The sequence below is a fragment of the Kribbella sp. NPDC000426 genome (assembly GCF_040300265.1).
GTDB lineage: Bacteria > Actinomycetota > Actinomycetes > Propionibacteriales > Kribbellaceae > Kribbella.
On sequence record NZ_JBEPDK010000005.1, the window covers coordinates 530,394 to 555,278 of the forward strand.

Annotated in this window: 22 protein-coding genes; 7 read left to right on the forward strand and 15 right to left on the reverse strand. The window is 68.4% G+C overall.

The annotated features are described in order from the left end of the window. Positions 1–2: 2 nt before the first annotated feature. Together ABT313_RS26675 and ABT313_RS26680 are read right to left on the reverse strand one after the other, a co-directional pair. Positions 3–1,202 (reverse strand): cytochrome P450, encoded by a 1,200-nt coding sequence (locus tag ABT313_RS26675; protein WP_350859360.1) that lies wholly within the window; start codon positions 1,200–1,202, stop codon positions 3–5. Between the two features lies 1 nt (position 1,203). Further along, on the reverse strand, positions 1,204–2,484 hold the full coding sequence (locus ABT313_RS26680; protein ID WP_350859363.1) for an SGNH/GDSL hydrolase family protein: 1,281 nt from the start codon (positions 2,482–2,484) through the stop codon (positions 1,204–1,206). Positions 2,485–2,750: 266 nt separating this feature from the next. Between ABT313_RS26680 and ABT313_RS26685 the strand changes: the two genes are divergently transcribed. The 3 genes from ABT313_RS26685 to ABT313_RS26695 are packed head-to-tail and all read left to right on the forward strand — an operon-like array spanning position 2,751 to position 6,135. Beyond that, entirely contained in the window at positions 2,751–4,220 is a 1,470-nt protein-coding gene (locus ABT313_RS26685) for a class I adenylate-forming enzyme family protein (RefSeq protein WP_350859366.1), read from the forward strand. After that, complete coding sequence (locus ABT313_RS26690) at positions 4,217–5,434, forward strand: MFS transporter (protein ID WP_350859369.1); 1,218 nt, start codon at positions 4,217–4,219, stop codon at positions 5,432–5,434. The genes ABT313_RS26685 and ABT313_RS26690 overlap by 4 nt, the downstream gene beginning before the upstream one ends. Beyond that, positions 5,431–6,135: an SGNH/GDSL hydrolase family protein gene (locus tag ABT313_RS26695; RefSeq protein WP_350859372.1), complete on the forward strand. Its 705-nt coding sequence runs from the start codon at positions 5,431–5,433 to the stop codon at positions 6,133–6,135. Before ABT313_RS26690 ends, ABT313_RS26695 begins: the two co-directional genes overlap by 4 nt. Here the strand turns inward: ABT313_RS26695 and ABT313_RS26700 are convergent. The 12 genes from ABT313_RS26700 to ABT313_RS26755 are packed head-to-tail and all read right to left on the reverse strand — an operon-like array spanning position 6,086 to position 16,940. Continuing rightward, positions 6,086–7,414 carry a hypothetical protein gene (locus tag ABT313_RS26700; RefSeq protein ID WP_350859374.1) on the reverse strand — a complete coding sequence of 443 codons (1,329 nt, stop codon included), beginning with the start codon at positions 7,412–7,414 and terminating at the stop codon, positions 6,086–6,088. The genes ABT313_RS26695 and ABT313_RS26700 overlap by 50 nt on opposite strands. Beyond that, positions 7,411–8,382: an alpha-ketoacid dehydrogenase subunit beta gene (locus tag ABT313_RS26705; protein WP_350859377.1), complete on the reverse strand. Its 972-nt coding sequence runs from the start codon at positions 8,380–8,382 to the stop codon at positions 7,411–7,413. Before ABT313_RS26705 ends, ABT313_RS26700 begins: the two co-directional genes overlap by 4 nt. Further along, entirely contained in the window at positions 8,379–9,314 is a 936-nt protein-coding gene (locus ABT313_RS26710; protein WP_350859380.1) for a thiamine pyrophosphate-dependent dehydrogenase E1 component subunit alpha, read from the reverse strand. The genes ABT313_RS26705 and ABT313_RS26710 overlap by 4 nt, the downstream gene beginning before the upstream one ends. 5 nt (positions 9,315–9,319) lie before the next feature. Further along, positions 9,320–10,105: a DUF3050 domain-containing protein gene (locus ABT313_RS26715; protein ID WP_350859383.1), complete on the reverse strand. Its 786-nt coding sequence runs from the start codon at positions 10,103–10,105 to the stop codon at positions 9,320–9,322. Between the two features lie 11 nt (positions 10,106–10,116). Then, on the reverse strand, positions 10,117–11,022 hold the full coding sequence (locus ABT313_RS26720) for a phytanoyl-CoA dioxygenase family protein (RefSeq protein WP_350859385.1): 906 nt from the start codon (positions 11,020–11,022) through the stop codon (positions 10,117–10,119). After that, the gene (hppD, locus tag ABT313_RS26725; protein ID WP_350859388.1) at positions 11,019–12,086 is read right to left on the reverse strand and encodes a 4-hydroxyphenylpyruvate dioxygenase; all 1,068 of its coding nucleotides are present in this window, start codon (positions 12,084–12,086) and stop codon (positions 11,019–11,021) included. The genes ABT313_RS26720 and hppD overlap by 4 nt, the downstream gene beginning before the upstream one ends. Next, a complete protein-coding gene (locus ABT313_RS26730; RefSeq protein WP_350859391.1) occupies positions 12,087–13,352 on the reverse strand; it encodes a beta-ketoacyl-[acyl-carrier-protein] synthase family protein in 1,266 nt (421 codons plus the stop codon). Continuing rightward, positions 13,349–14,923 (reverse strand): class I adenylate-forming enzyme family protein, encoded by a 1,575-nt coding sequence (locus tag ABT313_RS26735; protein ID WP_350859392.1) that lies wholly within the window; start codon positions 14,921–14,923, stop codon positions 13,349–13,351. The genes ABT313_RS26730 and ABT313_RS26735 overlap by 4 nt, the downstream gene beginning before the upstream one ends. Next, positions 14,920–15,351 (reverse strand): hypothetical protein, encoded by a 432-nt coding sequence (locus ABT313_RS26740; protein WP_350859394.1) that lies wholly within the window; start codon positions 15,349–15,351, stop codon positions 14,920–14,922. Before ABT313_RS26740 ends, ABT313_RS26735 begins: the two co-directional genes overlap by 4 nt. Continuing rightward, positions 15,348–16,463 (reverse strand): beta-ketoacyl synthase N-terminal-like domain-containing protein, encoded by a 1,116-nt coding sequence (locus ABT313_RS26745; RefSeq protein ID WP_350859397.1) that lies wholly within the window; start codon positions 16,461–16,463, stop codon positions 15,348–15,350. The genes ABT313_RS26740 and ABT313_RS26745 overlap by 4 nt, the downstream gene beginning before the upstream one ends. Further along, positions 16,456–16,686: an acyl carrier protein gene (locus ABT313_RS26750; RefSeq protein ID WP_350859400.1), complete on the reverse strand. Its 231-nt coding sequence runs from the start codon at positions 16,684–16,686 to the stop codon at positions 16,456–16,458. The genes ABT313_RS26745 and ABT313_RS26750 overlap by 8 nt, the downstream gene beginning before the upstream one ends. Then, positions 16,686–16,940 (reverse strand): acyl carrier protein, encoded by a 255-nt coding sequence (locus tag ABT313_RS26755; protein WP_350859403.1) that lies wholly within the window; start codon positions 16,938–16,940, stop codon positions 16,686–16,688. The genes ABT313_RS26750 and ABT313_RS26755 overlap by 1 nt, the downstream gene beginning before the upstream one ends. 17 nt (positions 16,941–16,957) lie before the next feature. On the opposite strand from ABT313_RS26755, the gene ABT313_RS26760 reads away from it, so the two are divergent. Next, positions 16,958–17,551, forward strand: a complete 594-nt coding sequence (locus ABT313_RS26760; RefSeq protein WP_350859406.1) for a 4'-phosphopantetheinyl transferase family protein — start codon at positions 16,958–16,960, stop codon at positions 17,549–17,551. Here ABT313_RS26760 and ABT313_RS26765 read toward each other — a convergent pair. Continuing rightward, complete coding sequence (locus ABT313_RS26765) at positions 17,482–18,879, reverse strand: class I adenylate-forming enzyme family protein (protein ID WP_350859409.1); 1,398 nt, start codon at positions 18,877–18,879, stop codon at positions 17,482–17,484. The two genes, ABT313_RS26760 and ABT313_RS26765, sit on opposite strands and share 70 nt — an antisense overlap. Before the next feature lie 411 nt (positions 18,880–19,290). On the opposite strand from ABT313_RS26765, the gene ABT313_RS26770 reads away from it, so the two are divergent. Genes ABT313_RS26770 through ABT313_RS26780 form a run of 3 tightly spaced genes read left to right on the forward strand, consistent with a single transcriptional unit; the run spans position 19,291 to position 24,867 of the window. Beyond that, positions 19,291–21,852: a glycoside hydrolase family 3 N-terminal domain-containing protein gene (locus ABT313_RS26770; RefSeq protein ID WP_350859412.1), complete on the forward strand. Its 2,562-nt coding sequence runs from the start codon at positions 19,291–19,293 to the stop codon at positions 21,850–21,852. Between the two features lie 10 nt (positions 21,853–21,862). Next, positions 21,863–23,146, forward strand: a complete 1,284-nt coding sequence (locus ABT313_RS26775) for an exo-beta-N-acetylmuramidase NamZ family protein (RefSeq protein WP_350859415.1) — start codon at positions 21,863–21,865, stop codon at positions 23,144–23,146. Beyond that, entirely contained in the window at positions 23,143–24,867 is a 1,725-nt protein-coding gene (locus ABT313_RS26780; protein ID WP_350859418.1) for a serine hydrolase domain-containing protein, read from the forward strand. The genes ABT313_RS26775 and ABT313_RS26780 overlap by 4 nt, the downstream gene beginning before the upstream one ends. Positions 24,868–24,885 lie beyond the last annotated feature (18 nt).

Genomic DNA, 24,885 nt, shown 5'->3' on the forward strand with positions numbered 1-24,885 from the left:
GTTCACCCCAATCGGATCGGCATGGACGCATGTCCACGCAGCAGCAGGCTATGACTGCGAACCGGCTCGCCGGCCAGTTGCAGCTGCGGGAAGCGCTGGAACAACTGCCCGAACGCCGCTCGCCCTTCCATCCGGGCCAGCCCGGCGCCGACGCAGTAGAACGGTCCCGCACCGAAGGACAGATGCTGCAGATCCGCACGATCCGGGTCGAACGCGTCGGCGTCCGGATGCTTGGCCGGATCGCGGTTCGCGGCGCCCGGCAGGATCAGCACCAGACTTCCCTCGGTGATCGTCTCGCCGGCCAGTTCGAGGTCGACCGACGCCTTCCGGCTGATCAGCTGGACCGAGCTCTGATGCCGCAGGATCTCCTCGACACAGTCGGACGCCCGGGCCGGTTCGTTGCGTAGGGCATCGACCAGGGCGGGTTGGGCGAGCAACAGCTCGAGTCCGTTCGTCAGCAGGTTCATCGTGGTCACGAAGCTGGCGTTGACCAGGACCAGCAGGTTGTCGATCAGCTCCTGCTCGGCGAGCTCCGAGTCGACCAGCGAACTCACCAGATCGTCGCGCGGCCGGATCCGGCGATCGGCGAGCATCCGCGCGTAGTAGTCGTTCAGCTCGTCGGCGGCCTGGTTGGCGGCGGCCAGGCGCTCCGGCGCCTTTCCGCCGAGGTCGAGGTAGTCGTCGATGGCCTTCGTCCGGTCCCGGAACCAGCCGAGGTCCGACCGCGGGATGCCCAGGAACGTGCCGATGACAGTGATCGGCAGGCGATACGCGAAGTCCAGGAAGTCGATCACCTGCCCGTCCCGGCCGGCCTTGCCCAGGTCGTCGAGCAGCTCGGTGGCCAACGCCTCGACCACCGGTTCGAACCCGGTCAACCGGCGCGGCGTCAGCACCGCCTGGAACACCTTGCGCATCCGCAGATGCTCGGGTTCGTTCTTGAACATCATCGACCCGCCGAGCCGGCGCAGCACCGCGTCCTGGGGGTCGGGGTCGGCCGTCAGCAGCCGGCCGAACCGCGTGTCTTTCAAGGCTTCCTGCGCCGCGTCGTACCCGTTCACGACGACCGCGTACGGCGAGGTGCCGGGCTCGAGGCGGCAGACCGGGCCGATCCGATGCAGCTCCGCGAAGAGCGGCATCGGATCGCGACGGCCCTGCTCGGAGCCGAGGGCGGCGAGAATCTCGTTCGCACTCCGAGCAGCCATCTCAACGCACCAGGTTCAGCGGGACCGAGGCCGCCATCAACTGGTAGCCGGCGTCGTTCGGGTGGATGTGGTCACCCGAGTCGATGTCCGCCCGCAGCTTCGACGGCGCCGCCGGGTCGCGGACTACCTTGTCGAAATCGAGCACGCCGTCGAACTCGTGGCTCGACCGCAGGTAGCTGTTCACCGCCTGCCGGGTCGCTTCCTTGGCCGGCGTCCAGCTGTCCGTGCCGGAGAGACCTTCGAACGGCGTGATCGTCGTGACCAGGCTGCGGATCCCGCGCTCCTTGGCCTGCACGTTCACCTGCCGCAGCGCGCCGATGATCTCGGCGGCCGAGTCGTCGGACATCCAGATGTCGTTGATACCGAGCTCGGTGATCACGGTGCGTACGCCGGTCTGCGCGAACACGTCCTCGTTCAACCTGGCCAGCGAGTTCACGCCGACCTCGCCGAAGCCGGGGAACGCGCCGTTGTCGGACGGCTCGGTGCCCTCGTGGTTCAGCCGGCTGCCCGCCAGACCGGCATTGAGCACACTCGGGAACGGCTTGTGCCCGGCCGATGCGGCCAGCCTCTCGGCGAGCTGGTCCGGCCAACGGTTGTTGGCGTTCGGGGTGCTGTTCGTACCGTCGCTGATCGAGTCGCCGAGGACGACGATCGAGCCGGCCGAGTCGTCGGTCTGGACGTCGACGCCGGACAGGAAGAACCAGCAGCAACGACGCGTGGTCGGGTAGTTCGCGCCGCCCGGGTCGGTGACGTGGTTGCCGGTGCCGACGAAGTTGTCCTGGATCGACGAGCCGTGGAACGTCGTCGGGCCGGTGTTGTCCTGGAAGTACAGGCTGACGACGAGGTCGTCGAGAGTGCCGATCCGCAGGTTGACCGGGTCGCTGAGCAGCTCGCTGCCCTTGACCATCGACGCGCTTCCCGATCCGTTGAACGTCAACGTCCGCAGGGTTGCCGGGTCGATGTCGGACAGCTCCGGCGTCGCCTTGTTGGGCTTGGCAACGGTTGCGGCGGCGACCGTGACGGTCTTCTCGCCGTAGATGTTCGACAGCCGGACGCGGATCCGGTTGCCGCCGACGGTCGGGCGGATGTTCAGGCGGACGCTCTGGTCGGTCAGCCCGAGATTCGTCGATCCGGTGGCGTCGCCGTGGGTGACCGCGGTCGCCCAGGTCCCCACCCACTCGGCGTCGTGGTGGCCGGTCAGGGTCGAGCCGGCCAGGCTCGATCCGGCGAGAGTGAGAGCCGCGGTGACCGCAACCGCGCGCCAACTGCTGGAAATGGACATGAACTGACCTCCAGGCGGAATGGATGCGGACGGAACGTAATACGCCGGAAGGAATCCGGTCAATGAATCAGAATGCATTTCTTCCAGGCCTGCCGGAGGGGTTAGCGGATCGGTTCCGCCTACGAATCGCAGGGGTATTCCTTCACACCGCGCGGGGCGCCGATCGAGTAGAGTCACAAGGGACGGCTGGGGGTGGCCGGAGCCTGAGGGGAACCAGACGAAGAATGCCGCCTGAATTCGTCCTGCCCGCTAACAGTAACAATTACGTGGGTCAAGTCCTGAAGCTGTTCCAAGAATTCTCCGAGCGCCCTGCGCTGGCCCGAGGTAACCGGACCGCCACGTACGGTGAATTGATCGCCGACGTGCTGCGCTTTGCGGCCGCATTTCGCGATGCCGGCGTCCGGCCGGGCGGCAAGGTGCTGGTGATGGCGGCCAACTGTTTCGACGGTCCCGCGCTCCAGCTCGCCCTGCACCTGCACGGTTGCCGCGTGCTGTGGAGCGCGCCGATCACCTCCCGCCGCGAGATCGACCGCTTCGCGGCACTGGCTGACGCCGACCTGTTCGTGTACGACGGTGCAAGCGAACTCGGCCGGGAGCTGGCGGACTCGCTCGCCCCGATGCCGGCGTACCGGATCGACGAGCTCGACTCCTCGACGCCGTACGAGATCGGTGCAACAACAGCGCCCGATTCGGTGCTGCAGACCAGCGGGACGACCGGCGATCCGAAGCTGGTTCATCACACGCAGGCGTTCTACGAGCAGATCCTCGAGTTGGCCGCCGCCTTTGTCGCACAGGGGTTTCCGATGCTCCGGCACTACTCGGGCTCACCGCTGTGGCTGGCGAGCGGGCAGATCACCACGTTCTTCAACCTGTTCACCGGCGGCGTGCTGTTTCTCACCGACACGTGGTCGCCGGAGGAGTTCTACCGGATCGTGCCGGCCGAGCGGATCACGTCGACGTACGTGACGCCGCCGATGTTGTACGAAGTGCTTGATTATCCCGGTGGCACGGACGTCGATTGCAGCAGTTTGTTCATGTTCAACGTCGGCGCGGGTCCGGCGACGCCGGCGCGGTTACGGCAGGGGATCGAACGCTTCGGTCCGGTACTGCGGATCGTGTACGGGCTGAGCGAGTGCGTCGTGGTGACCGCGCAGCCCGGGTTGACTGTGGACTCGCGGCTGGCGTCCGCGGGTACGCCGTACGGCGATGTCCGGATCGAGATCCGCGACGACGACGGGAAGGCGCTGCCGAACGGGCAGACCGGTGAGGTGTGGGTGCAGAGCAACCTGGTCTTCGCCGGGTACTTGAACCAGCCGGAGCTCACCGCCGAGACGCTTGTCGACGGTTGGCTGCGGACACGCGACCTCGGGTACGTCGACGACGGCGGTTTCCTGTTCCTGGTCGACCGGGTGCACGACATGATCGTCACCACCCGCCGCAACTGGGCGATCTTCTGCCGGCCGATCGAAGACGTGCTGAGCAGTCACCCAGCGGTCAGCACGGCCGCGGTCATCGGCGTGCCCGACCCGGTCGTGGGCGAAGCGGTGCATGCGTTCGTCGTCGCCCGTTCGCCGGTGGCAGCCGAAGAGCTGCAGCAGCTGGTGACCACGACGCTGAACGAGATGTGGGCCCCCGCGGCGATCGACTTCGTCGGCGAGCTGCCGCTGACGAGGATCGCGAAGGTCGACAAGGTTGCCCTCCGCAAGCTCTACGCCGAACTGCACCCGCAGTCATGACGCCCAAACGCGGTCTGGTCATCCTGTTCGTCGCGGACGTGTTGTCCGCGGTCGGCAGCCGGATCACGATGGTGGCGATCCCGTGGCTGGTGCTCGTCACCACGGGCTCCGCAGCCCGGATGGGTCTGGTCGCGGCGGTCGAGCTCGTGCCCTACATCATCGCGAGCATCATGGCCGGCCCGGTCATCGACGCGCTCGGCCCGCGCCGTACGTCGATCCTCGCGAACCTCTCGAGCGCGGTCGCGGTCGCGGCGATCGCCGCGACGACCAGCCTGGGCTTCGCCGCCCTGCTCGTGCTCGTCGCGGTCGCCGGCGCACTCCGCGGTGCGGCCGACCGCGCCAAGGATCTGTTGGTACGTCCAATGGCCGAGGCCGCGAACGTCGAACTGATCCGCATCACCTCGCTGCACGAGGCCTTCGCCCGCGGCGCGACCCTGCTCGGGGCGCCGCTCGGCGGGCTGCTGATCTTCTGGACGGACGCCGCCAGCGTCCTGTGGATCGACGCGGTGACGTTCGTGGTCTGCGCCGTCCTGGTCGCCGCCTTCGTCCGTCCGCCCGAGGTCGCCGCAGACGCCCGCCGGGACAAGTACTTCCGTTCCCTGGCCGAAGGTTTCTCGTTCGTACGACGCGACGAGCTGCTCGCGACGATGCTGATCACGACGTTCACGATCAACATCTTCGCCAGCGCGAGTACGGCGGTCTTCATCCCGGTCTGGGTCCGCGACGAGCTCGGCTCACCCGCCGGACTCGGCCTCACGCTCGGCGCGTTCTCCGCCGGTGCACTGCTCGGCAGCATCACGTTCGCCGTACTCGCCACCAAGGTGCCGCGCTACCTGACCTTCGCGATCGGCGCGTTCGTCGGCGGCAGTCCCCGGTTGCTCGTCCTCGGTCTCAGCGACAACCTGGCGCTGGTCATGGTGATCACGTTCCTCTCCGGCATCGGGATCGCCGCGATCAACCCCGTCTTCGGCGCCGCGCTGTACGAGCACGTCCCGAAACATCTCCAGGCCCGGGTCATCGGTCTGGTGGCGGCAACGTCGTTCGCCGGCCTTCCGCTGGGTGCCTTGCTGGCCGGCGAGTTGGTCAGCGGCCTCGGTCTGACTCCTGCTTTGATCTGGTCAGGCATTGCCTGCCTGGTGGTCAGCGTGTTCCCCTTGATCCGCCGCGGCCCCGGGAAGGTCCTCGACGCGCCGAGTCCAGTGGAGGCAACATGAACGAAGCCACTGACCCCTACTGCCTCCGCCCCGGCGAGAGCCTCGAGCTCCTCGCAGACCATCCGTGGCGGAGGTTCGTCGTCCTGGGCGACAGCGTGGCCGAGGGATTGTGCGAGCCGGTCGAGGGCTACAGCGAGCTCCAGTGGGCGGACCGGATCGCCGCCGAGCTCCGCGCCGTACGTCCCGAGCTCGCCTACCACAACCTCGGCGTGAGCGGACTGCGGACCCGCGAGATCCTCGCCACGCAGCTCGAGCCGGCCCTTGCCTTCGGTCCGGATCTCGCGCTGGTCGTTGGCGGAGGCAACGACGCGTTCCCGGCGACGTACGACGCGGAGCGGGTCGACCGGGAACTCACGCTGATGATCACCACACTGCAGGGTTCCGGCGCGGAGGTGATGACGCTCGGTATGTTCGACATCTCGTACAGCCCGGCCATCGCCGACTGGCTGCGTCCGGGCCTCAGGCAACGAATGCGTACGCTCTCCGGTCGAACGGCCGAGATCGCCGAGCAGCTCGGCACGATCCACATCCACCTGACCGACCACCCGCTGTCCACCGACCCGAGTCTCTACAGCAGCGACGGCCGCCACGGCAACGCCCGGAGCGATGCCGTCGCGACCGCCGAAACCGTCCGCGCGATCGGGCGCCGGCTCAAGGCACCAGCAGCAGACCGCTCGTCAGCGCGCCCTGGCCAACGTTGACCACCGGCCCGGCACCCGGGACCGTGAAGCGTAGGTAGGCACCGGCCGGAGTGCCTCCGAACAGGTACGGCGCGACGCAGAACGGCACGTCCGCCTCCTGCGTCTGCTCGGTATCGAGGTGCACGAACTGCATGGTCAGCCGGTCCACGTCGATGTGCTGCTGGACGATGTACCCGCCCTCGCTCAGGGCCTCCTCGATCGCGTTCGCCCAGGTGGCCTCATCGACCTCGGGGCCGACGACCACGCCGACGCCGCCGTACGAACCGTTGGGCTTGAGCACCAGCTGGTTGCGGTCGGCAAGTACTCGTTCGCGCAGTCCCGCCGACAGGATCTCGGTCCGCGGCACGTGCTGCCGGACGACCTCGGCGTCCGCCGGGTCCAGCTCGTAGAGATCGCTCCACAGCCAGGCCAGGATTGTCTTGCTCGCCAGCAACCAGCTCGCGGTGTCGGTGAACATCCGCACCGACCCGGCGGCGACCGCCGCCCCCAACGCATCCAGCCCGTCGCTCGGCTTCATACCTTGTGGGACGAACATCCGCAGTACGGCGTCGATCGGGCCGTCGTCGACGCAGAGCCGGCCGTCGGCGTCCAGCGTGAGCCACTCGACCGGATACACCCGCATGTCCAGGCCGAGCTCCCGGCCGCGCTCGCTGAACGGTTCGAGCAGCTTGATCATCGCCATGCCGTCCTGCGAACCCGGATACGTCCCACCGGTGGTGAAGACCATCGCCAGTCGATCGTCCCCGGTCAGCTGCAGCGCGGACCGGACTGCCTCATACCGCGCGTCGACCGCCGACGCCGGCGCGGTCAACCCGAGCTGGTCCAGCACAGGGGCACCCGCATAGCAGTCGAGGAACCGGCGAGCGATCCCGTCCGAGTCATGCGCTCCACCCAGCGCGCTGTCGATGTTGGCCTCCACGACGTACGGCGTCCCGTGGCTGAGCAGGATGTCCGCGCGTACGCCGCCGAGCAGGTCCTCGCTCAACGGCAGGTCCTCGTCCAGCAGGTCGATGTACCCGACCGGCATCCCGAGGGCTCGCCGCAACTCCCCTGCTGTCGTTGCCCGTCGCAAGCACGCGCCGAGGATCAACCGCGCAACGGTTGCCGACAGCTCCGTCATCGATCGGTAGCTGCTCGCGGACATGATCGGCGGGCGGAGCGGTCGCCACTCCTTGTTGTGCGTCGCGACCCCGTCGTACACCTCGCGCCACGCGGCAGTCCCCCGCTTCACCAGCGCCGTCCGGGTTGCTTCGGGCAACTGGTTCCACACGTCGGTCATCGGTCCTCCAGTACGGCGTTGATCGCGGCGACGAGTTGGTCCCGGTCGGGCTGGATCGCTCGGTCGAGGGCAAGGGCGAAGGGCAGGACGGCACCGTCGGGCCGGGTCACCCGGCGAGGTGGGGCGTCCAGGGTGAAGCGTTCGGCGGCGACCGCGAGGATCTCGGCGGCGAATCCGCTCGTGCGGTTGGAGTCGTCGATCACCACCAGCCGGCGGGTCTTCGCGACCGACGCCGTCAAGCCGTCGAGGTCGAGCGGGTACACGGTCCGTGGATCGAACACCTCTACCGAGATCCCAAGACCGGCCAGCTCGTCCGCGACCGAGAGCGCATCGTGCACGAGGTGGCCCAGAGCAACGACTGTCACGTCGTTGCCGGACCGCGCTACCCGGCCAACGCCGAGTCGAACCGGTGCCAGCGTGGTGAAGTCGACGTCTTCCCGGACTCCGAGTGCGCCCGAAGGTGCGAAGAAGACCACCGGGTCGTCGTCGCGGATCGCGGACACCAGGAGACCGTAGGCGTCCGTGGGAGTCGCAGGAACGACTGTCTTCACGCCGACGTGGGCGAGCAGGGTGTACGGATGATCCGAGTGCTGGCCGGCCCAGCCGGTGCGGGAGCCTGACCCGGTGACGACGTACGTCACAGGGACCTTGCACTGGCCGCCGGTCATCAGCGAGAACTTGTGCGCCTGGTTCGCGATCTGTTCGAAGACCAGGAACAGCAGTGACGGGATCTGGAACTCGATCACCGGGCGCATCCCGGCCAGCGCCGCGCCGGTCGCGAAGTTCGTGAAGGCCTGCTCGGAGAGCGGGGTGTCGAGCACACGGTCCGGGCCGAAGCGCGTGAGCAGGCCGGCGGTCAGGTTGGAGGCGGCGACCCGGATGTCCTCGCCGAGCAGGAAGACCGACGGATCGGTGTCGAGGGAGTCGGCGAGAGCGCGGTTCATCGCCTTCAGGTAGGAGAGCTTCACGGCATCACCGCGTAGAGGCACTCAAGCGCGTCGGCCGGATCCGGATGCGCGCTTCGCAGCGCGAACTCGGCGGCCGCATCGAGCACCGCCTCAACCTCGGCGTCGAGCCGTGCCCGCTGGTCATCAGGCAGCCGCGAGCCCTGGATCACCACCGGATCCCGCGACCGGCCGAAGGCGAGCTGGTCGGCCGAGCGGTAGTCGAGCCGGGCGCGATGCTCGAACGTGTGATGCGCGTCGAAGCGATACGTCATGCACTCGAGGAACGTCGGCCCATCGCCGGCCCGAGCCCGCGCCACCGCCGCCATCGTTGCCTGCAGCACCGTCTCCGGGTCCTGCCCGTCCACCAGGTACGCCGGGATACCGAACGCCTCGGCCCGTCCGGTGATACTCCCGGCGACCGCCGACTCGACCGGCATCGTGGTCGCGTACCCGTTGTTCTCGCAGACGAACACGACCGGGACCCGCCAGAGCGCGGCCAGGTTGAAGGCCTCCAGCAACATCCCTTCGTTCATCGCACCGTCGCCGAAGAACGTGATCGCAACCGTGTCCCGGCCCTGCTGCCGATAGGCCCAGGCGGCTCCGGTGGCGATCGAGGCGGCCGCGCCGACGATCGCGTTCGCCCCGAGGATCCCCAGGCTGAAGTCGGCCGCGTGCATCGAGCCGCCGCGTCCCTTGTTCAGCCCGGTCTCCCGGCCCATCAGCTCGGCGAGCAACCGGCTCGGGTCGGCCCCGCGGGCAAGCACATGACCGTGCCCGCGATGCGTACTGGTGATCACGTCGTCCGGTGTCAGCGCCGCGCACACGCCCGCCGCGATCGCCTCCTGCCCGACGTACGGGTGGATCCCGCCGACGATCTCGCCGGACCGCACGAACTCGATCGCCCGCTCCTCGAAGCGGCGGATCAAGCGCACGGTCCGGTAGAGATCCTTCATCGGGGTCAGGCCTTCACAGCCACGAGGATCGCGTCCCAGAGCCGGGCCCGGGCGGCGAGTGCGTTGTTGATCGTGTCCGCGCAGGCGTCCCACTTGGCCTGGTCGTCGCCGCAGAGGTCGGTGACCATCTGCATCGCCATCGGGGTGTGCTGTTCGCCGTCCACCTCGATGTGCCGCTCGAGGTAGTCGACGAAGGTGTTCAGCCGGTTGGACCGCTCGTTCACCGCGACGACCTGCTGGAACATGTCCGGGATCAGGTCCTCGCGCCCGAAGGCGAACGCCGCCGCCTGGCAGTGGATCGGCGCGTTCTCGATGATGTCCCAGGTGGTGCCGGCGAAGTCGATCGACGCCTGCGGTACTCCGGCGGCCGTCAGGGAGTCGACCACCGCGCCGCCGTCGCGGAGCAAGTCGATCAGGTGTGTGATCGCCGAGGTGTCGGCGCCCGCCTCGACCATTCCGTTCAGGTACAGCTCGAAGTGGCTGATGAAGCCGTCACCGAGCTCGTCGCTCTCCTCGACCATCACGATGTCGTTGATCAACCGTCGGCTGCCGGTGTGCGCCGTCGGGATCCACGGCACCGTGACGCAGGTGAGTTCGCGTTGCAGAGACTTGAGCAATGACATGAAGTCCCACACCGCGAAGACGTGGTGCTCCATGAAGGTCACCAGCGCTTCGTGCGTGTCCAGGTTCGCGTACAGCGGGTGCTGCACGACCTTGTCACGCGCATCGCTGACAGCCTTCTCCAACTGCTCGATTCCGGGGTGGGTCTGACCCCAGTCGTAACGGGACATGTCCTGATCTCCTAGCGGTCGGCCCAGAGGGTCGGGCAGTAGTCGGGGTCGGCGTAGTCCGGGTGGCCGGCGGTGGTCCGGCGTACCAGGGCGTCGTGGTTGTAGGCGGCGAGGCTTCCGTCGCTGAGCGGGAACTCGCGGTAGGCGTTGGCGCCGTCCTGGAGGTGCAGCGAGATGGCGCGGCGGGGCCGGTCGGTGACGTTGGCGCCGCTGCCGTGGTACGTGCGGCAGTGGTGGAAGTTCATGTGACCGCGCGGAATCGTGATCGGCACCTTGGTCACCTCAGCGCCGTTGTACGCCGCGTTCTCGGCCAGCATCTGGTCGAGCTGCGACCGGTCCCGCTCCGCGAAGTGGCGTACGACGGTGTCGTCGGAGCCGATCTCCTGCCAGCGGTGGCTGCCGTCGACCATCGTGATCGTGCCCATCTCCGGCGGGCAGTCGTGGAACGGGACGAACGCGGTCAGCATCTTGTCCGAGGACGACGAGGACCAGTAGTGCTTGTCGAAGTGCCAGGGGACGATGTTCGACGGCTCGCCGGAGATCGGCGGCTTGTAGATCAGCGTGGACTGGAAGATCCGGATCTCGTCGGTCTGCGCGAGCCGGGCCGCGACCGCGCCGATCAGCGGCTTACGAAGGATCTTGGCCAGGCCGTCGTGCTCGTAGTGCACGTAGTCGTTGTGCCGCTGGACGGCGCCTTTCGACGGGTCCCAGTACGCGAGCTTCGGCGGCGCCAGCGGGAGCGTGCGGTCGCGCTCGCCGGCGTAGTACCGCTCGCTGGCGTTGACGAGCTCGTCGGTCTCGTCGTCGGTGAGCAGCTTCTTCGACAGGTACCAGCCGTGCTCGTTGTAGAAGGCAACATCCTCGTCGGTCGGCAGCAGCTCCGTCTCCGCCTCCGACAACCTGAACTCCAACGTCATGAGACCCCCTCGAGCTCGCGTTCCTTCGCCTCGTACAGCGCCTTGATGTTGCCGCTGCCGAACGTCATCGCGCCGCGGCGCTCGATGATCTCCAGGAACAGCGTGCGGCGGACGTGCATCGACTCGGTGAAGATCTGCAGCAGCTGTCCCCAGTGGTCCCGGTCGACCAGGATGCCGAGCTTCTCCAGGTCCTCGATCGGCGTCTCGACCTCGCCGACCCGCTCCGGCAGCGCCTGGTAGTACGTCGACGGCGACGCGAGGAAGTTGACGCCGCGGCCGGACAATGTGCTGACCGCCTCGACGATGTTGCCGGTCCGCAGGGCGATGTGCTGTACGCCGGCGCCCGCGTGCCAGCTGAGGAAGTCGTTGATCTGCCCGGGACGCCGATTCGGGTCCGGCTCGATGAGTGTGAACGTGACGTGCTTCGACGGGCTCTGGACGACGGTCGACTCCATCCCCTGACCTGCGACCTCTATCGTTTCCTCGAAGATCGGCAGGAAGCCGAACACGGTCTCGTAGAACCCGACCGTCGGCTTCAGCTGCCCGGACGGCACGCAGATCGCCAGGTGATCGATCTCGCTGAACAGCTTCTCGTCCGGCCCGCTCGCCGGCTCGGTGATCTGGATCGCGCCGGGCAGGAACTCGTGCCGCGGTCCACGCCGTTCGACGAGCCGATGGATCACGTCGCCGAACCCACCGACCTCGGCGATCACGACCGTCGTCTCCTGGTCGGTGTAGATCACCGGGGCGGCGATCGATTCGGCGCCCCGGGCAAGCAGTTCGGTGTAGGCGCCGGCCGCGTCGTCGACCTCCAGGCCGACCACGGCAACCCCGTCACCGTGCCGCTGGACGTACGCCGCCGCCGGATGCTCGGCAGCCAGACCGGATGTCAGCACGATCTGTACCGCGTCCTCGCGCAGCAGCAACGAGCGCTGGCCGGGCAGGCCGGTCTCGGGTCCGCCCTGGCCGTGTATCTGCAGGCCGAACGCGTGCCCGAGGTAGAACGCCGCCTGCCGAGCGTCGCCCACGTACAGCTCGACGTGGTCGATCCCGTAGATCTCCATTTACGCCAACTCCTCACTGTTGATGTCGCGCCTGGTCGGCGTTGTGGCGGTGCCGAGGAGCAGGCTGACGTTCTGACCGCCGAAGCCGAACGAGTTGGACAGTGCGTACTCGAGCCGGACGTCGCGGGGTTCCTTACGGACGTGATCCAGCGGGCAGGCCGGATCCGGGTCGTCCAGGTGGTACGTCGGGGGCAGCAGACCGGTCGTGATCGCACCGACCGCGGCGATCGCCTCGACCACTCCGGAGGTGCCGAGCATGTGCCCGGTCAACGCCTTCGTCGAGCTGACCGCCGGCTGGTGCTCGCCGAATGCTTTGCCGATGGCAACCGATTCGGCGACGTCGCCGAGCTTCGTGCTGGTGCCGTGGGCGTTGACGTAACCGACCTGCTCGGGCCTGATCCGGCCACTCGCCATCGCCAACCGCATGCACGCCGCCGCGCCCTCGCCGTCGGGCCTCGGAGCAGTCGGATGATGCGCGTCGGAGTTCACCCCGTAGCCCGCTACGTCCGCATACCCGGCCGCACCCCGGGCTGCGGCGTGCTCTGTGCTTTCCAGCACCAGTAGCGCTGCGCCTTCGCTGAGGACGAACCCGTTCCGCCGTACGTCGAACGGCCGACTCGCCTCGGTCGGTTCCTCCCAGCCGCGGGCCAGCGCCCGTGCGTTGGCGAAGGTCTCCGCGAAGGTCGGGAAGAGCGGCGCCTCGCTCGCCCCGCACACCACGACGTCGAGCTCGCCCGAGCGGATCAGCCGTACGGCGTCCGCTATCGCTTGCGCGCCGGAGGCACACGCCGTACCGACTGAAGACGTGTACCCACGAATGCCGTGGCGGATGGCGACCCGGGCGGCCGGCATGTTCGGGAGGATGCCGGTGAGGAGGTACGGGCTGACGGCGGCGCGGCCGCGTTCGGCGCGGGACAGGACCTGCTGCTCGAGGGTCGCCATCCCGCCGACCCCGCCGACGATGATGCCGATCCGCTCGGGATCGACGGTGTCGCCGACGATCAGGCCGGCATCCGCGAGCGCGGCCTCGGCCGTCAGCTGGGCGAGGACGACGGTGCGGTCCATCACCTTGCCGTCCGGGCCCTTCGTCAGTGAACCGGCGTCGAAGTCCGGCAGGATTCCCGCCAGCTCGATCGAGTCGGCGATCGGGTGGTCCGCGGGCGGTTTCACGATCCCGGATCGACCGTGCAGCAAGGCGTCGTACGCCTCGCGGGGAGTCCGGCCGACCGGCGTCATCAGGCCGATGCCCGTGATCGTGGCGGTCATGAGCGCCCCTCCCGGAGGGCGACCTTGCGGACCTTTCCGGTCACCGTGACCGGCACCTCGCCGGTGCCTACCACGGTGACGTTGCGCAGGATCGCGGCGACCTCGTCCCCGACGGCTGCGCGGACGTCGGCGGTGCGGTCGCGGTCGGGTGCGTCCGGGGAGAGTTCGAGCAGTACGTCGGCGACGTACCGGCCGTCGTCCGGGGTGATGATCACCGTGCAGTCGTCGACCTCGGGGAGTGCGGCGAGGATGCGTTCCTCGGACATCGAGGTGAACAGTTGCGGGCCCTCGAAGCCGGCAACGGCGTCCGGTACGCGGTCGAGGTGGAAGTAGTGGCCGGTGCCGTCGCGGTACACGAGGTCGCCGGTCAGGAACCAGCCGTTCGAGCGGAAGCGGTACGTCGTCACCGAGTCGTTCCAGTAGCCCGGTGACACCGATGGCGAGCGGAAGCCGAGCAGGCCGACCTTGCCCGGCGGCAGCTCCCCGCCGGTCGAGCTCAGGACGGTGGCCTGCGCGAACTCGTACGGCCTGCCGATGCAGCGGCCGTAGTGGTCGCTGTCGATCGTGTGCGTGATGTGGAAGCCGTTGTGGCCCATCTCGCTGGAGCCGAGGCCGTCGATGAAGTGACTGCCGGGGACGGTCCGGCGTCCTTCCCGGGTCACCGTCTCGCGGGTGCCGACGGCAACGAGTTTGCGGATGTGCGGTTCGTGCGCGCAGTCGCCGGTGTTGAACCACATCCGGACCGAGTCGAGGTCGTGGGTGCTCAGGTCCTCGCGGGCGAGCCCGGCCCAGGTGACCGCGAATCCGTAGACGGAGTGCGGCTTCCAGCGCTCGATGTTCTGCAGGACGTACGGCGCGTCCTGGCTGGAGAGCAGCAGCATCTCGGCGCGGTTGCCGAGGACCTGGTTGACCATCAGGACCGTGGCGGTGTGCGGGATCGGCAGCGCGTTCAGGATCCTGTCGGTGCCTTGTGCCTGCGGCATGGTGAGGAGATGTTTGAGGGCGGCGTACAGGGTGGTGTGGGTGTGAAGGACAGCCTTCGGTACGCCGGTGGTGCCGCTGGTGTGGGTGATGACGACCGGGTCGTCAGCGTGGTGCTGGTAGTGCTCGGGTGCCTTCGCGGGATCGCCGACGGCCTCGCGCGGCTCGGCCAGGACGTCTACTTGCAGGAGCGGCTTGTGGGCAGCATCCGCGAGAACGGCGGTCGCGCGCAGCCGACGGATGTACTCGTCGGCGATGGCCGGCGCCATCTTGCCGTTCAGCAGTGCCGGGATGGCGCCGATGCGGGTGAGGGCGAGGAAGCTGAGGACGATGTCCTGCGCTTCGGTGGCCCAGATCGCGATCACGTCGCGGCGGCCGATCCCGTGCTCGTGCAGCCACGCCGTACGCGCTTGGACGCGTTCGTCGAGTTCGCCGAGCGTCAGCGGGTGCTCGGCCGGGAAGTGGTCGACGGGGGTGTCGAAGGTGAGGCCGGGGCCGCCGGGGTCGGCGCCGTACTTGAGGACTGTTGCGAGGACGTTGCCGGTGCCGATGCCCGGGTCGGCGGCCAGTTGGGCTCTGAGGCTCTTCACGTCGGATCTCCCCCACTCACGATCTGTGCGAACGCGCGGTCCGCGGTCACCTGCACGATCAGCACCTGCTCGGCGTCCCCGTCGGCCAGCAGCAGCTCGGCCTCGTCGGGTCCGCCGTTCGTCACGCACACCACCGGGCCGCGCAGCTCCCACTTCGCCGCGATCCACCCGGCGATGCTGTTGGGCACCGACTGGAAGAAGTACAACGGGCCGATGCGCTTGCCCTCGGCAACTGCTTGTCGTACGTGGTCCGCACTCGCGCGGTCACCGTCACTCACGAGCACGATCCCGGTCAGCGGTTCGGTATCTACCTGAGCCAGACACTGCTCGGCGGCCGCAACCACCATCGGGTTGAACGCCGACCCGACAAACCCCGGCACCCCCGGCAGCTCGCCGCCGTCCCATCGCCCTTCGGCCAACGTCTTCATCCGACCCGCACCACCACTGCGGTGTTCGCCCCACCGAACGCGGAATTCAGCGACATCCCGTACGGCGAGGTCACCACCCGCGGCGAGTCCAGGATCAGGTCAATCCCACAAACCGGATCCGCCGCCAGGAACCCCGCATTCACCGGCAGCTTCCCGGCCCGGAGCGCCGCCACCATCACGACGAACTCCACCAACCCCGAGGCCTCCAACGCATGCCCATGCAACCCCTTCGTAGACGAAACAGCAGGCCCGGCCGCAGTACGCATTTGGTGGGTAGACCCATCAGGTTGTGGGTTCGTGACCCCTGTTCCGGGTGTAGAACCCCCCAATTCATGGGTGGACCAGGCAAATTGGTGGGTGGGCCAGGCAACTGCGGTGGTGAGGGCGGCGGCTTCGGCGGCGTCGGCGTAGGTGGTGCCGGTGGCGTTGGCGTTGACGTAGCCGACGTCGGGTGGGCTGAGGTTGGCTCGCCGGAGGGCGGTTGTGATCGCGGTGGCTAGGCCTCGGCCGTCGGGGGCTGGTTGGACGGGGTGGTGGGCGTCGCCGGTGCGGGAGCAGGCGAGGAGTTGGGCCAGGCCTTCGCCTGGTTGGAGGACCACGGCAGCTACGCCGTCGCCCAGCAGCGTGCCCGTTCGGTTCAGCGAGAAGGGGCGTACGGCGCCGTCGGTCGACAGAGCTCGGCCGGCGTCGAAGAGGGCGTACTGGCAGGGCTCGACCAGGTACGCCGCGGCTACGACCACGCGGTCCGCGCGTCCCAGCCGGATGAGGGTGGCGGCGTCAGCCAGGGCCGTGGTGGCGGAGACGCAAGCTGACGTGTACGTGCGCAGTTGCCCGAAGTTGCGAGCCGGCACCGAGTGGAGGGCGAGCAGGAGCGGTGTCGTATTGCGGTCGACACCAGCCTGCGCACACGCCTCGGCGATCGCCTGGTCGACTTCTTCCTCCAGCGTGCCCGCGTCCGCGGCGATCGCGGCGTGGTGCGTACGACGGTTGCTCGTGTCGAAGCGCGTGACCTCGGTGAAGGCCGGCGTACCCGACAACTGAGCCGACGGACCACGGCCGAGCGCAGTCATGATCGACATCCCGGTGACGGCGACCGGAAGCGGCTCAGACATGGCTGGTCAGCACTTCGGCGAGTACGGCGACCGCGTCGTCGATCGTGCTCATCCGTTCGAGCTGGTCGTCGTCGAGCGCGACGCCGTACTGCTGCTCGACCTGATGGACCAGCCAGGCCAGTTCCATCGAGTCGAGCCGTTCGGCCTCCGGTGGGCGCGGACCGAGGCCGGCCAGCCAGGTGAGAATCTCGGCCCGCCCGGGCGGGGGTGGGGTCGAGTTCATCAGACCTGCTGAGCTACCCGGCCGGCCACCTCGGTGGTGAACTCGCCGACCGTCATCAACGCCAACTGCTCGGACTCGTCGTCGGAGAACCTGACCCCGAACTTGTCCTCGACCCGCACCGACAGGTCAGCCAGCGCCAACGACTCCAGATCCACTCCGGCCGGGCCGAGCGTGGTGTCGTCGTCGATTCCCTCGGTGTCGTAGTTCATGTCCTGCAGCTGCGCGATGACGAATGCGCGAACCTCGTCCTTCATGGGGTTACCTTCTTTCGGTGGGAGCTCCGGTACATGTCTGGGTGGCGTCGGCCGGCGCCGAGCCGCGCGCGGCGGCTCATGCCCTGCTGCTCGAGTTGGCGGGCACGCTCGTCGGTACGCCTCGACTCAGCCACAGCGCGGACGGGCAGCCGCTCGTCCCCGGGCTGGCAGTGAGCGTGAGCCACACCCATCACCTGGTTGCCGTCGTCGCGTCGTACGACGGGCCGCTCGGCGTGGATCTTGAGGAGGTGTATCCCCGCCAGGTGCAGGCGCTGGCCACGCGGTGGTTCGGCGCGGAGGAGCTGGCGTGGATGGGTCGGCAACCTGATGAGCTGATCGCCTTCCTGCACCTGTGGACGGCGAAAGAAGCCGTGGGGAAGGCGACGGGACATGGGTTGCGACGCGCGGGTCTGCGCCGGGTGATGCCGCTTGGAGGCGGGGTGGTGGAGTCGGAGCCGCACCTGCTGGTGACGTATGTGCCGTGGCCCGGTGCGGTCCTGGCGCTTGCGGCGCCGGTCGGCCTGACGGAGATCGTCATCCATCACGAGACCGCTTTGCGCAACGTGGACAGGTCGCGGACGAGCTTGCCGGTAGTTGTCCGAGGCAACTGATTGAGCACGTGCACGGTGCGCGGCCGTTTGTACGTCGCCAGCTGCTGCGCCAGCTCCGCCTCGAGATCCACCAACGACAGCGGCTCGCCCAGCTGCACGTACGCCGTGATCGCGCCGTCGAAGGCGACCACCGCGGCCTCGACCCCACGCAACGACGCGAGTGCCGCCTCGACCTCCGTCAGATCGACCTTCAACCCGCCGACAGAGACCTGCGAATCCAGCCGGCCCTTGATGCTGACCAGCCCTGTCTCCAGATCGACGACACCGGCGTCCCGCGTATGCAGCCAGCCGTCGGCCCACCGGGTCGGATCGGACAGACCGAGGTACGGCGATTCCGCGCGCGCCACCTGGAGTTCGCCGTCGACGGCGCGGACCGAGATCCCCGGCGCTGGCTGGATCGCGGGCCGGTGCGCGCCGTACAGGTCGGTGCCGATGACCCCGACCTCGGTCATCCCGTACATGTTCCCGAGCGGTACGCCGTACTTCTCCTCGAACGCCTGCGACACCGCCGGCTGCACCAACTCGCCACCCGTGGTCATCCGCTTGAACTGCGGTAGCCACGGTGGATCCTGCACCGACGCGAGGAGCCCGATGTGGAACGGCACCCCGAGCACGGTCGCCGGTGTCGTCGCCGCGCCGATCGCCTCCACGATGGCGTCGCCCGTGAGACGAGCCGGCGGTTGCAGCTCGACGCCGGCATGCAGTCCGTAGAGCAACCCGCCGACCAGACCGAGGACGTGCACCATCGACGGCAGCAGGATGAGCCGCTCGCCCCGCTGCGGTACGCCGTCGATCTGCGTGTACCGCAGTACCTCCGCGACCAGGTCGTCCGCCGTACGGCCGATCACCTTCGACGGACCGGTCGATCCCGAGCTCAGTTGTACGACGGCATGCGCGGTGCCGGCCGGATGGCCCGAGTAGCTCGCCACATCCGTGTCGACCTCGACGAACGTCCGCAACCCGGACTGCACCGGACGCTCCGGCGACACGACGACCTGCGGCACCAGCCGTTCGATCGCCCGGCGAACCTCGTAGTCGGTCAGCCGGTGGTCGAGCAGAATCGCCTGCCCACGGCCGCGCCAGATCGCCAGCAAATGCGTCACGAACGCCATCGACGGCGGCAGCCGCAACGCCACCGCACCACCCGGCCGGAAACCGGACTGCGCCAATTCGGTTTGCCGTTGGAGCACCAAACGGCGTAAATTCAAACGATCAATAGGATCCGGCAGCCGGAAACACACCTCGTCGTCCGGCCCGGCCAGCAAGACCTCGTCGACCCACCCGGCCCCGTGGGTAATTCCAGGCGTCAAGACAGCACCTGTGCCCATGCTTTCCCCACCCCACCGCCCCGGTCAGGGGTCATCCGAGCTCCAAAGTTCTTTACACACAAAGGATTCGAAGACCAGCGCCCCCACCAAGGCCTGGCGATGACGCGACGATACGACACGATCACGCAAATGCGCCATGAACCAGCGGTTCTGAAAAGCCCTCGATCGAGTCGTTCGAATATCCGAATTGAAAACCGCTCGAATTCGCGGGAGCGGTTAGAAATGCAGTCGCCCGCATCGAGCGGATGCAGGATTCCCCCGCACCAGGCGGCCCCGACCCGAGACCGCCGCGCGTCACCGACTCTTGACCCACCGTGCGCGCGTGGGTAACTTTCGCGTCGCGGGGGAGTATCTGTAATTCAATTACCTTGGCGCTCGCCCCTGCCCGCCCCGCACAGAGTTGGTGACCCGATGGAACTGACCCGCCGCCAGACCCTCGGCCTCGCTGCGGCGACCGTCGCCGGGACGACGGTCGCTGCCGCCACGAGCGCCCCCAACGCCACTGCCACCCCGAACCGCTGGGTTCGCGACACGATCCGCCGGATGACGCTCGAGCAGAAGGTCGGCCAGCTGTTCGTCTGCTACGCCTACGGCCCGACGGCCGGCACCGCCGACGCCCGCAACACCAGCCTGTACGGCGTGGCCACGCCGGCCGAGGTGGTCGCCAAGTTCAACCTGGGCGGCGTCATCTACTTCACCTGGACCGACTCGACGAAGGACCCGCAGCAGATCGCGCGGCTGTCGAACGGCCTGCAGGAGGCGTCGCTCGCCGCCACCGGCATCCCGATGCAGATCGGCACCGACCAGGAGCACGGATCGGTCGTCCGGGTCGGTCCGCCCGCGACCCAGTTCCCCGGCGGGATGGCGCTCGGCGCGACCCGCTCGGCGGCGTACGCACGCAGCGCCGGGGCGATCGCCGGCCGCGAGCTGAAGGCGATCGGCATCACCACCGACTTCGCCCCGGACGCCGACGTCAACGTGAACCCGCTGAACCCGGTGATCGGGGTCCGCTCGATCTCCTCCGAACCGGCGCTGGTCGCCGAGCTCGTCGCCGCACAGGTGAAGGGCTACCAGCGGGACGGCCGGGTCGTGTCGACCGCGAAGCACTTCCCCGGTCACGGCGACACCGCGACCGACAGCCACACCGGCATACCGGTGATCGGCCACACCCTCGAGGAGTGGACCCGGATCGACCTGCCGCCGTTCCAGGCCGCGATCCGGGCCGGCATCCAGTCGATCATGACCGCGCACATCGTCGTACCGGCGCTCGATCCGTCCGGCGATCCGGCGACGTTGAGCCGGCCGATCCTGACCGGGATCCTGCGCGAGCAGCTCGGGTTCGACGGGGTCGTGATCACCGACTCGCTGGGGATGCAGGGCGTCCGCGACAAGTACGGCGATGCCGAGATCCCGCTCCGCGCGATCGAGGCCGGCGTCGACCAGCTGCTGATGCCGGTCGATCCGGGGCTCGCGTACAACTCGGTCCTCGACGCGGTCCGCAGCGGCCGGATCAGCGAGGCCCGCATCGACGAGAGCGTCGAACGCATCCTCACGCTGAAACACGACACCGGCCTGGTCGATCACCCGTACGTCGACCTCGCCCGGGTCGCAAAGATCGTCGGTACGCCGGCCAACTACGCCGAGGCCCAGCGGATCGCGGACCGCAGTACGACGCTGCTCCGCAACGACAACGCCCTGCTGCCGCTCTCCCCCGCGCCGCGGACGATCCTCGTCGCCGGCTACAGCCCCACCAACCTGGCGACCGCGCTGCAGTCCCGCGGCGCGACCACGGTCGTCAAGGACACCGGCACGACGCCGACCGACGCCAAGATCGCCGATGCGGTGGCGACGGTCGCGGATCTCACGGTGGTGCTGACCAACAAGGCGTGGGACACCGCGGTCACCGACAAGCAGGCCAAGCAGCAGAAGCTCGTCAACGCGCTGCTCGCCACCGGCCGGCCGGTGATCGTCGTCCCGGTCCGCGACCCGTACGACGTCGCGTACTTCGACCCGGCACCGACCACGCTGGTCACCTACGGCAGCACCGTGCCGTCGATGGAGGCCCTCGCGAAGGTCCTGTACGGCGAGATCGCGCCGACGGGCAAGCTCCCGGTCGAGATCCCGGCCAAGCCGGACCCGGGCGACCCTGGCCCCGCGCCGATCCTGCACCCGTTCGGCCACGGCCTGACCTTCGACCCGAAGCAGACCCGGTTGACGGTTGCCTCGTACAACATTCACGCCGGCGCCGGCGAGGACAACGTCTTCGACCTCGACCGCACCGCGCAGGCCCTGAAGGCGCTCGACGCGGACGTGATCGGGCTGCAGGAAGTCGACGTGCACTGGGACGCCCGCAGCCAATGGCTGGACACGCTCTCCGAACTCGCGACCAAGCTAGGCATGCACTCGGCGTTCGCCCCGATCTACGACTTCGACCCACCGGCGGCCGGTCAGCCGAGGCGTCAGTACGGCGTCGGGCTGCTCTCGCGCTTCCCGCTGATCCGCACCGAGAACCACCCGATCACCCGGCTCTCCACCCAGGACCCGAACCCGGTCCCCGCACCAGCCCCCGGGTTCCTCGAAGCAGAGCTCGAGATCCGCGGCCGTCGCGTCCACGTCTACTGCACGCACCTGGACTACCGGGCCGATCCGGCCGTCCGGCAACTGCAGGTCGCGGACACGCTCAGGATCCTGGCCCAGGACCGCAAGAAGGACCTGCAGGTCCTCGTCGGTGACTTCAACGCAGAAGCAGACGCGCCCGAGCTGGCCGGGTTGTGGACGCGCCTGCGCGACTCGTGGACCGCGGCCGGTTCGACCGTTGGCGGACCCAACACGTATCCCGCGGTGGCACCCAACAAGCGGATCGACTTCGTCACGGTCGGTACTAGCCTGAATGTGCTGCGTGCCGAAGTGCCTGCTCAGCAGGCCGCCAGTGACCACCGCCCGATGATTGCCGACCTCTCGTTCCGTCCCTGAGGAGATGTCCATGAAGCGACGTAGTTTGCTAGCCGGCGCCGGTGCGCTGGCCGCCGCACCGCTGATCGACCCACCGGCCGCCCAAGCCTCAGACCCTGCGTCGAAGCGCAAGGTGATGACCGGTGCCGAGGTGCTGGCGAAGGACGGCTGGCGGGCGCTGGCCGGGCAGAAGGTCGGCGTGATCAGCAACCCGACCGGGATCCTGCCGGACTACCAGCACATAGTCGACACGATGCACGCGTCCGGGAAGGTGAACATCGTCGCGGTGTTCGGCCCCGAGCACGGCTTCCGCGGCAGCGCGCAGGCCGGCGGTTCGGAGGGCGACCACGTCGATCCGCGGACCGGGATCATGGTCTACGACGCGTACGGCGCGGCCGCGGACAAGCTGGCGGGCCTCTACACGAAGTCCGGTGTCGAGACGGTCGTCTTCGACATCCAGGACGTCGGCGCACGCTTCTACACCTACATCTGGACGATGTTCGAGGCGATGCTGGCCGCGGTCCGCACCGGCGCGAAGTTCGTCGTCCTCGACCGCCCGAACCCGGTCGGCGGCTACGCGCGCGGCCCGATGCTGAAGCCCGGCTACACCTCGGGCGTCGGCAAGAAGGAGATCGTCCAGCAGCACGGGATGACCGTCGGCGAGCTGGCCCGGATGTTCAACGCGGAGTACCTGCCGCTGGAGCCCAACGGCGGCCGGCTGAAGGAACTCCAGGTCATCGAGGTGTCGAACTGGAAGCGCGACCAGCTGTACGACGACACCGGCCTGACCTGGGTGATGCCGAGCCCGAACATGCCGACCCCGGACACCGCACTGGTGTACCCGGGCCTGTGCCTGTTCGAGGCGACCAACATGTCCGAGGGCCGCGGTACGACGCGGCCGTTCGAGCTGATCGGCGCGCCGTACGTCGACTATCGGTGGGCCGAGGCGCTGCAGACCAAGCACATCCCGGGTGTCGCGTTCCGGGAGGCGTACTTCACGCCGACGATCAGCAAGAACGCCAACGTGCTCTGCGGCGGCGTCCAGGTCCAGATCACGGACCCGCACAGCGTCGAGGCGATCACCGCGGCGACGCACATGATCGTCGAGGCCCGTAAGCTCTACCCGGAATTCACCTGGCGGGAGGAGACCCCACCCGGGCGGTGGATCGATCTCCTGACCGGCTCCGATCGGTTCCGGACCATGCTTTTGGCGGATGCGACCGCCGAGGAGATCGTGGCAGCCTGGAAGCCCGAGACCGACGCCTGGACGGCGCGGCGGGCGAAATACCTTCTGTACAAGGGCGCGCACCGATGAAACGACTCGCTGCGCTCACGATTGCTTCGGCGGTGATGCTGACGATGGGAACGCCTGCGGTTGCTGGCAGCAACTACTCGGGCCGGTTCGACCACCCCTACGACGGGTACGCACCGAAGACCACGCTGTTGCGCGACTCGACCCGGGCCGCCGCCGGGCTCGACCCGGCGCCGATCGACGCCGCCCTGGCCCAGGTCGCCGGCTGGACGCACCCGAGCGGGACGACGAAGCCGTTGTACGCCGGTGCGGTCACGCTGCTCGGCCACGACGGCAAGGTCGTCACCCGGACGGCCACCGGCCTGGCGCTCAAGTACGCCGACGGCGCCGGCACCGAGCTGCCGCCGGACCAGCAGATCCCGATGCGGACCGACACGATCTTCGATATGGCGTCGGTGTCCAAGCTGTTCACGTCGATCGTCGTGATGCAGCTGGTCGAGAAGGGCAAGATCGCCCTGGACGCGCCGATCGCGACGTACGTCCCGGAGTTCGCGGAGAACGGCAAGGAGTCCGTGACAGTGCGGATGGCGCTCACGCACACCAGCGGGTTCCCGTCCTGGCTGCCGCTGTGGAGCTCGCAGCCGGACCCGGCATCCCGTCTGCACATGGCGCTGACCGCGAAGCTGCAGAACCCGCCCGGCTCGACGTACCTCTACAGCGACCTGAACCTGATCTCGCTCGGCGAGGTCGCGCACCGGGTGACCGGCAAGACCCTCGACAAGCTGGTCGCCGACGGCATCACCAAGCCGCTGCAGATGCGCGACACCGGCTACAACCCGGACCCGAAGAAGAAACCCCGGATCGCCGCCACGGAGTACCAGACCTCGCCGCCGCGCGGGATGGTCTGGGGCGAGGTGCACGACGAGAACGCCTGGTCGCTGGGCGGCGTCGCCGGCCACGCGGGCGTTTTCAGTACTGCGGACGACCTCGCCGTACTGGCGCAGACGTTCCTGAACGGCGGCAGCTACCGCGGCGCCCGGATCCTGAAGGAATCCTCGGTGACCGCGATGATCACGAACTTCAACCAGGGCTTCCCGGGCAACGACCACGGCCTCGGCTTCGAGCTCAACCAGCGCTGGTACATGGGCGGCCTGTCCGGGCCGCGCGCCGCCGGCCACACCGGGTACACCGGCACGTCGATCGTGATCGACTTCGACTCGCGCTCGTTCGCGATCCTGCTGACCAACCGGGTCCACCCTTCGCGCGATTGGGGCAGCAACAACCCGGCCCGCCGAGCGGTTACCCAGGGCCTGGCGCTGGCGCTCGGCGTCGGACCGCGGCACGGCAAGGACGCCTGGTTCTCGGGTACGACGGACAACGCGACCACGACGCTCTCGACCAAGGTCGCCGTCCCGGCCGGGGGGGCCAAGCTGGCCTTCGACCTGTTCGTCGACACCGAGGACACCGATCTGCTGTACCTGGAGACGTCCCCGGACGGGACGACCTGGACGAAGGTTCCGTTCTCGGTCCGGGACCGCGGCTCGGTGACCGATACCGACGGCTCGATCAGCGGTTCCGGCGACCGGCACTGGCATCAGGTCACCGCGGAATTGGGCGCCGGAGACCAAACGATCCGCTGGCGCTACACGAGCGACCCGCTGTACCAGGGCCGCGGCGTCTACGTCGACGGTGTGAAGATCACGGCCGGGGATGGTGAACTTCTCGACGGTGAACGAACGCCTGAGTCATTTACCGCAACAGGTTGGAGACTTTCGCGTCGGTGACCCCACTTCGTGCATAGT

Bases quoted from the DNA above. Each gene is read 5' to 3' on its own strand.
- ABT313_RS26765 (WP_350859409.1), bottom strand. From the start codon at position 18,879: ATGGGCACAGGTGCTGTCTTGACGCCTGGAATTACCCACGGGGCCGGG.
- ABT313_RS26775 (WP_350859415.1), top strand. From the start codon at position 21,863: ATGAAGCGACGTAGTTTGCTAGCCGGCGCCGGTGCGCTGGCCGCCGCA.
- ABT313_RS26675 (WP_350859360.1), bottom strand. From the start codon at position 1,202: ATGGCTGCTCGGAGTGCGAACGAGATTCTCGCCGCCCTCGGCTCCGAG.
- ABT313_RS26745 (WP_350859397.1), bottom strand. From the start codon at position 16,463: ATGTCTGAGCCGCTTCCGGTCGCCGTCACCGGGATGTCGATCATGACT.
- ABT313_RS26695 (WP_350859372.1), top strand. From the start codon at position 5,431: ATGAACGAAGCCACTGACCCCTACTGCCTCCGCCCCGGCGAGAGCCTC.
- ABT313_RS26680 (WP_350859363.1), bottom strand. From the start codon at position 2,484: ATGTCCATTTCCAGCAGTTGGCGCGCGGTTGCGGTCACCGCGGCTCTC.
- ABT313_RS26780 (WP_350859418.1), top strand. From the start codon at position 23,143: ATGAAACGACTCGCTGCGCTCACGATTGCTTCGGCGGTGATGCTGACG.
- hppD (WP_350859388.1), bottom strand. From the start codon at position 12,086: ATGGAGATCTACGGGATCGACCACGTCGAGCTGTACGTGGGCGACGCT.
- ABT313_RS26720 (WP_350859385.1), bottom strand. From the start codon at position 11,022: ATGACGTTGGAGTTCAGGTTGTCGGAGGCGGAGACGGAGCTGCTGCCG.
- ABT313_RS26730 (WP_350859391.1), bottom strand. From the start codon at position 13,352: ATGACCGCCACGATCACGGGCATCGGCCTGATGACGCCGGTCGGCCGG.
- ABT313_RS26770 (WP_350859412.1), top strand. From the start codon at position 19,291: ATGGAACTGACCCGCCGCCAGACCCTCGGCCTCGCTGCGGCGACCGTC.
- ABT313_RS26715 (WP_350859383.1), bottom strand. From the start codon at position 10,105: ATGTCCCGTTACGACTGGGGTCAGACCCACCCCGGAATCGAGCAGTTG.
- ABT313_RS26690 (WP_350859369.1), top strand. From the start codon at position 4,217: ATGACGCCCAAACGCGGTCTGGTCATCCTGTTCGTCGCGGACGTGTTG.
- ABT313_RS26710 (WP_350859380.1), bottom strand. From the start codon at position 9,314: ATGAAGGATCTCTACCGGACCGTGCGCTTGATCCGCCGCTTCGAGGAG.
- ABT313_RS26700 (WP_350859374.1), bottom strand. From the start codon at position 7,414: ATGACCGACGTGTGGAACCAGTTGCCCGAAGCAACCCGGACGGCGCTG.
- ABT313_RS26740 (WP_350859394.1), bottom strand. From the start codon at position 15,351: ATGAAGACGTTGGCCGAAGGGCGATGGGACGGCGGCGAGCTGCCGGGG.
- ABT313_RS26750 (WP_350859400.1), bottom strand. From the start codon at position 16,686: ATGAACTCGACCCCACCCCCGCCCGGGCGGGCCGAGATTCTCACCTGG.
- ABT313_RS26755 (WP_350859403.1), bottom strand. From the start codon at position 16,940: ATGAAGGACGAGGTTCGCGCATTCGTCATCGCGCAGCTGCAGGACATG.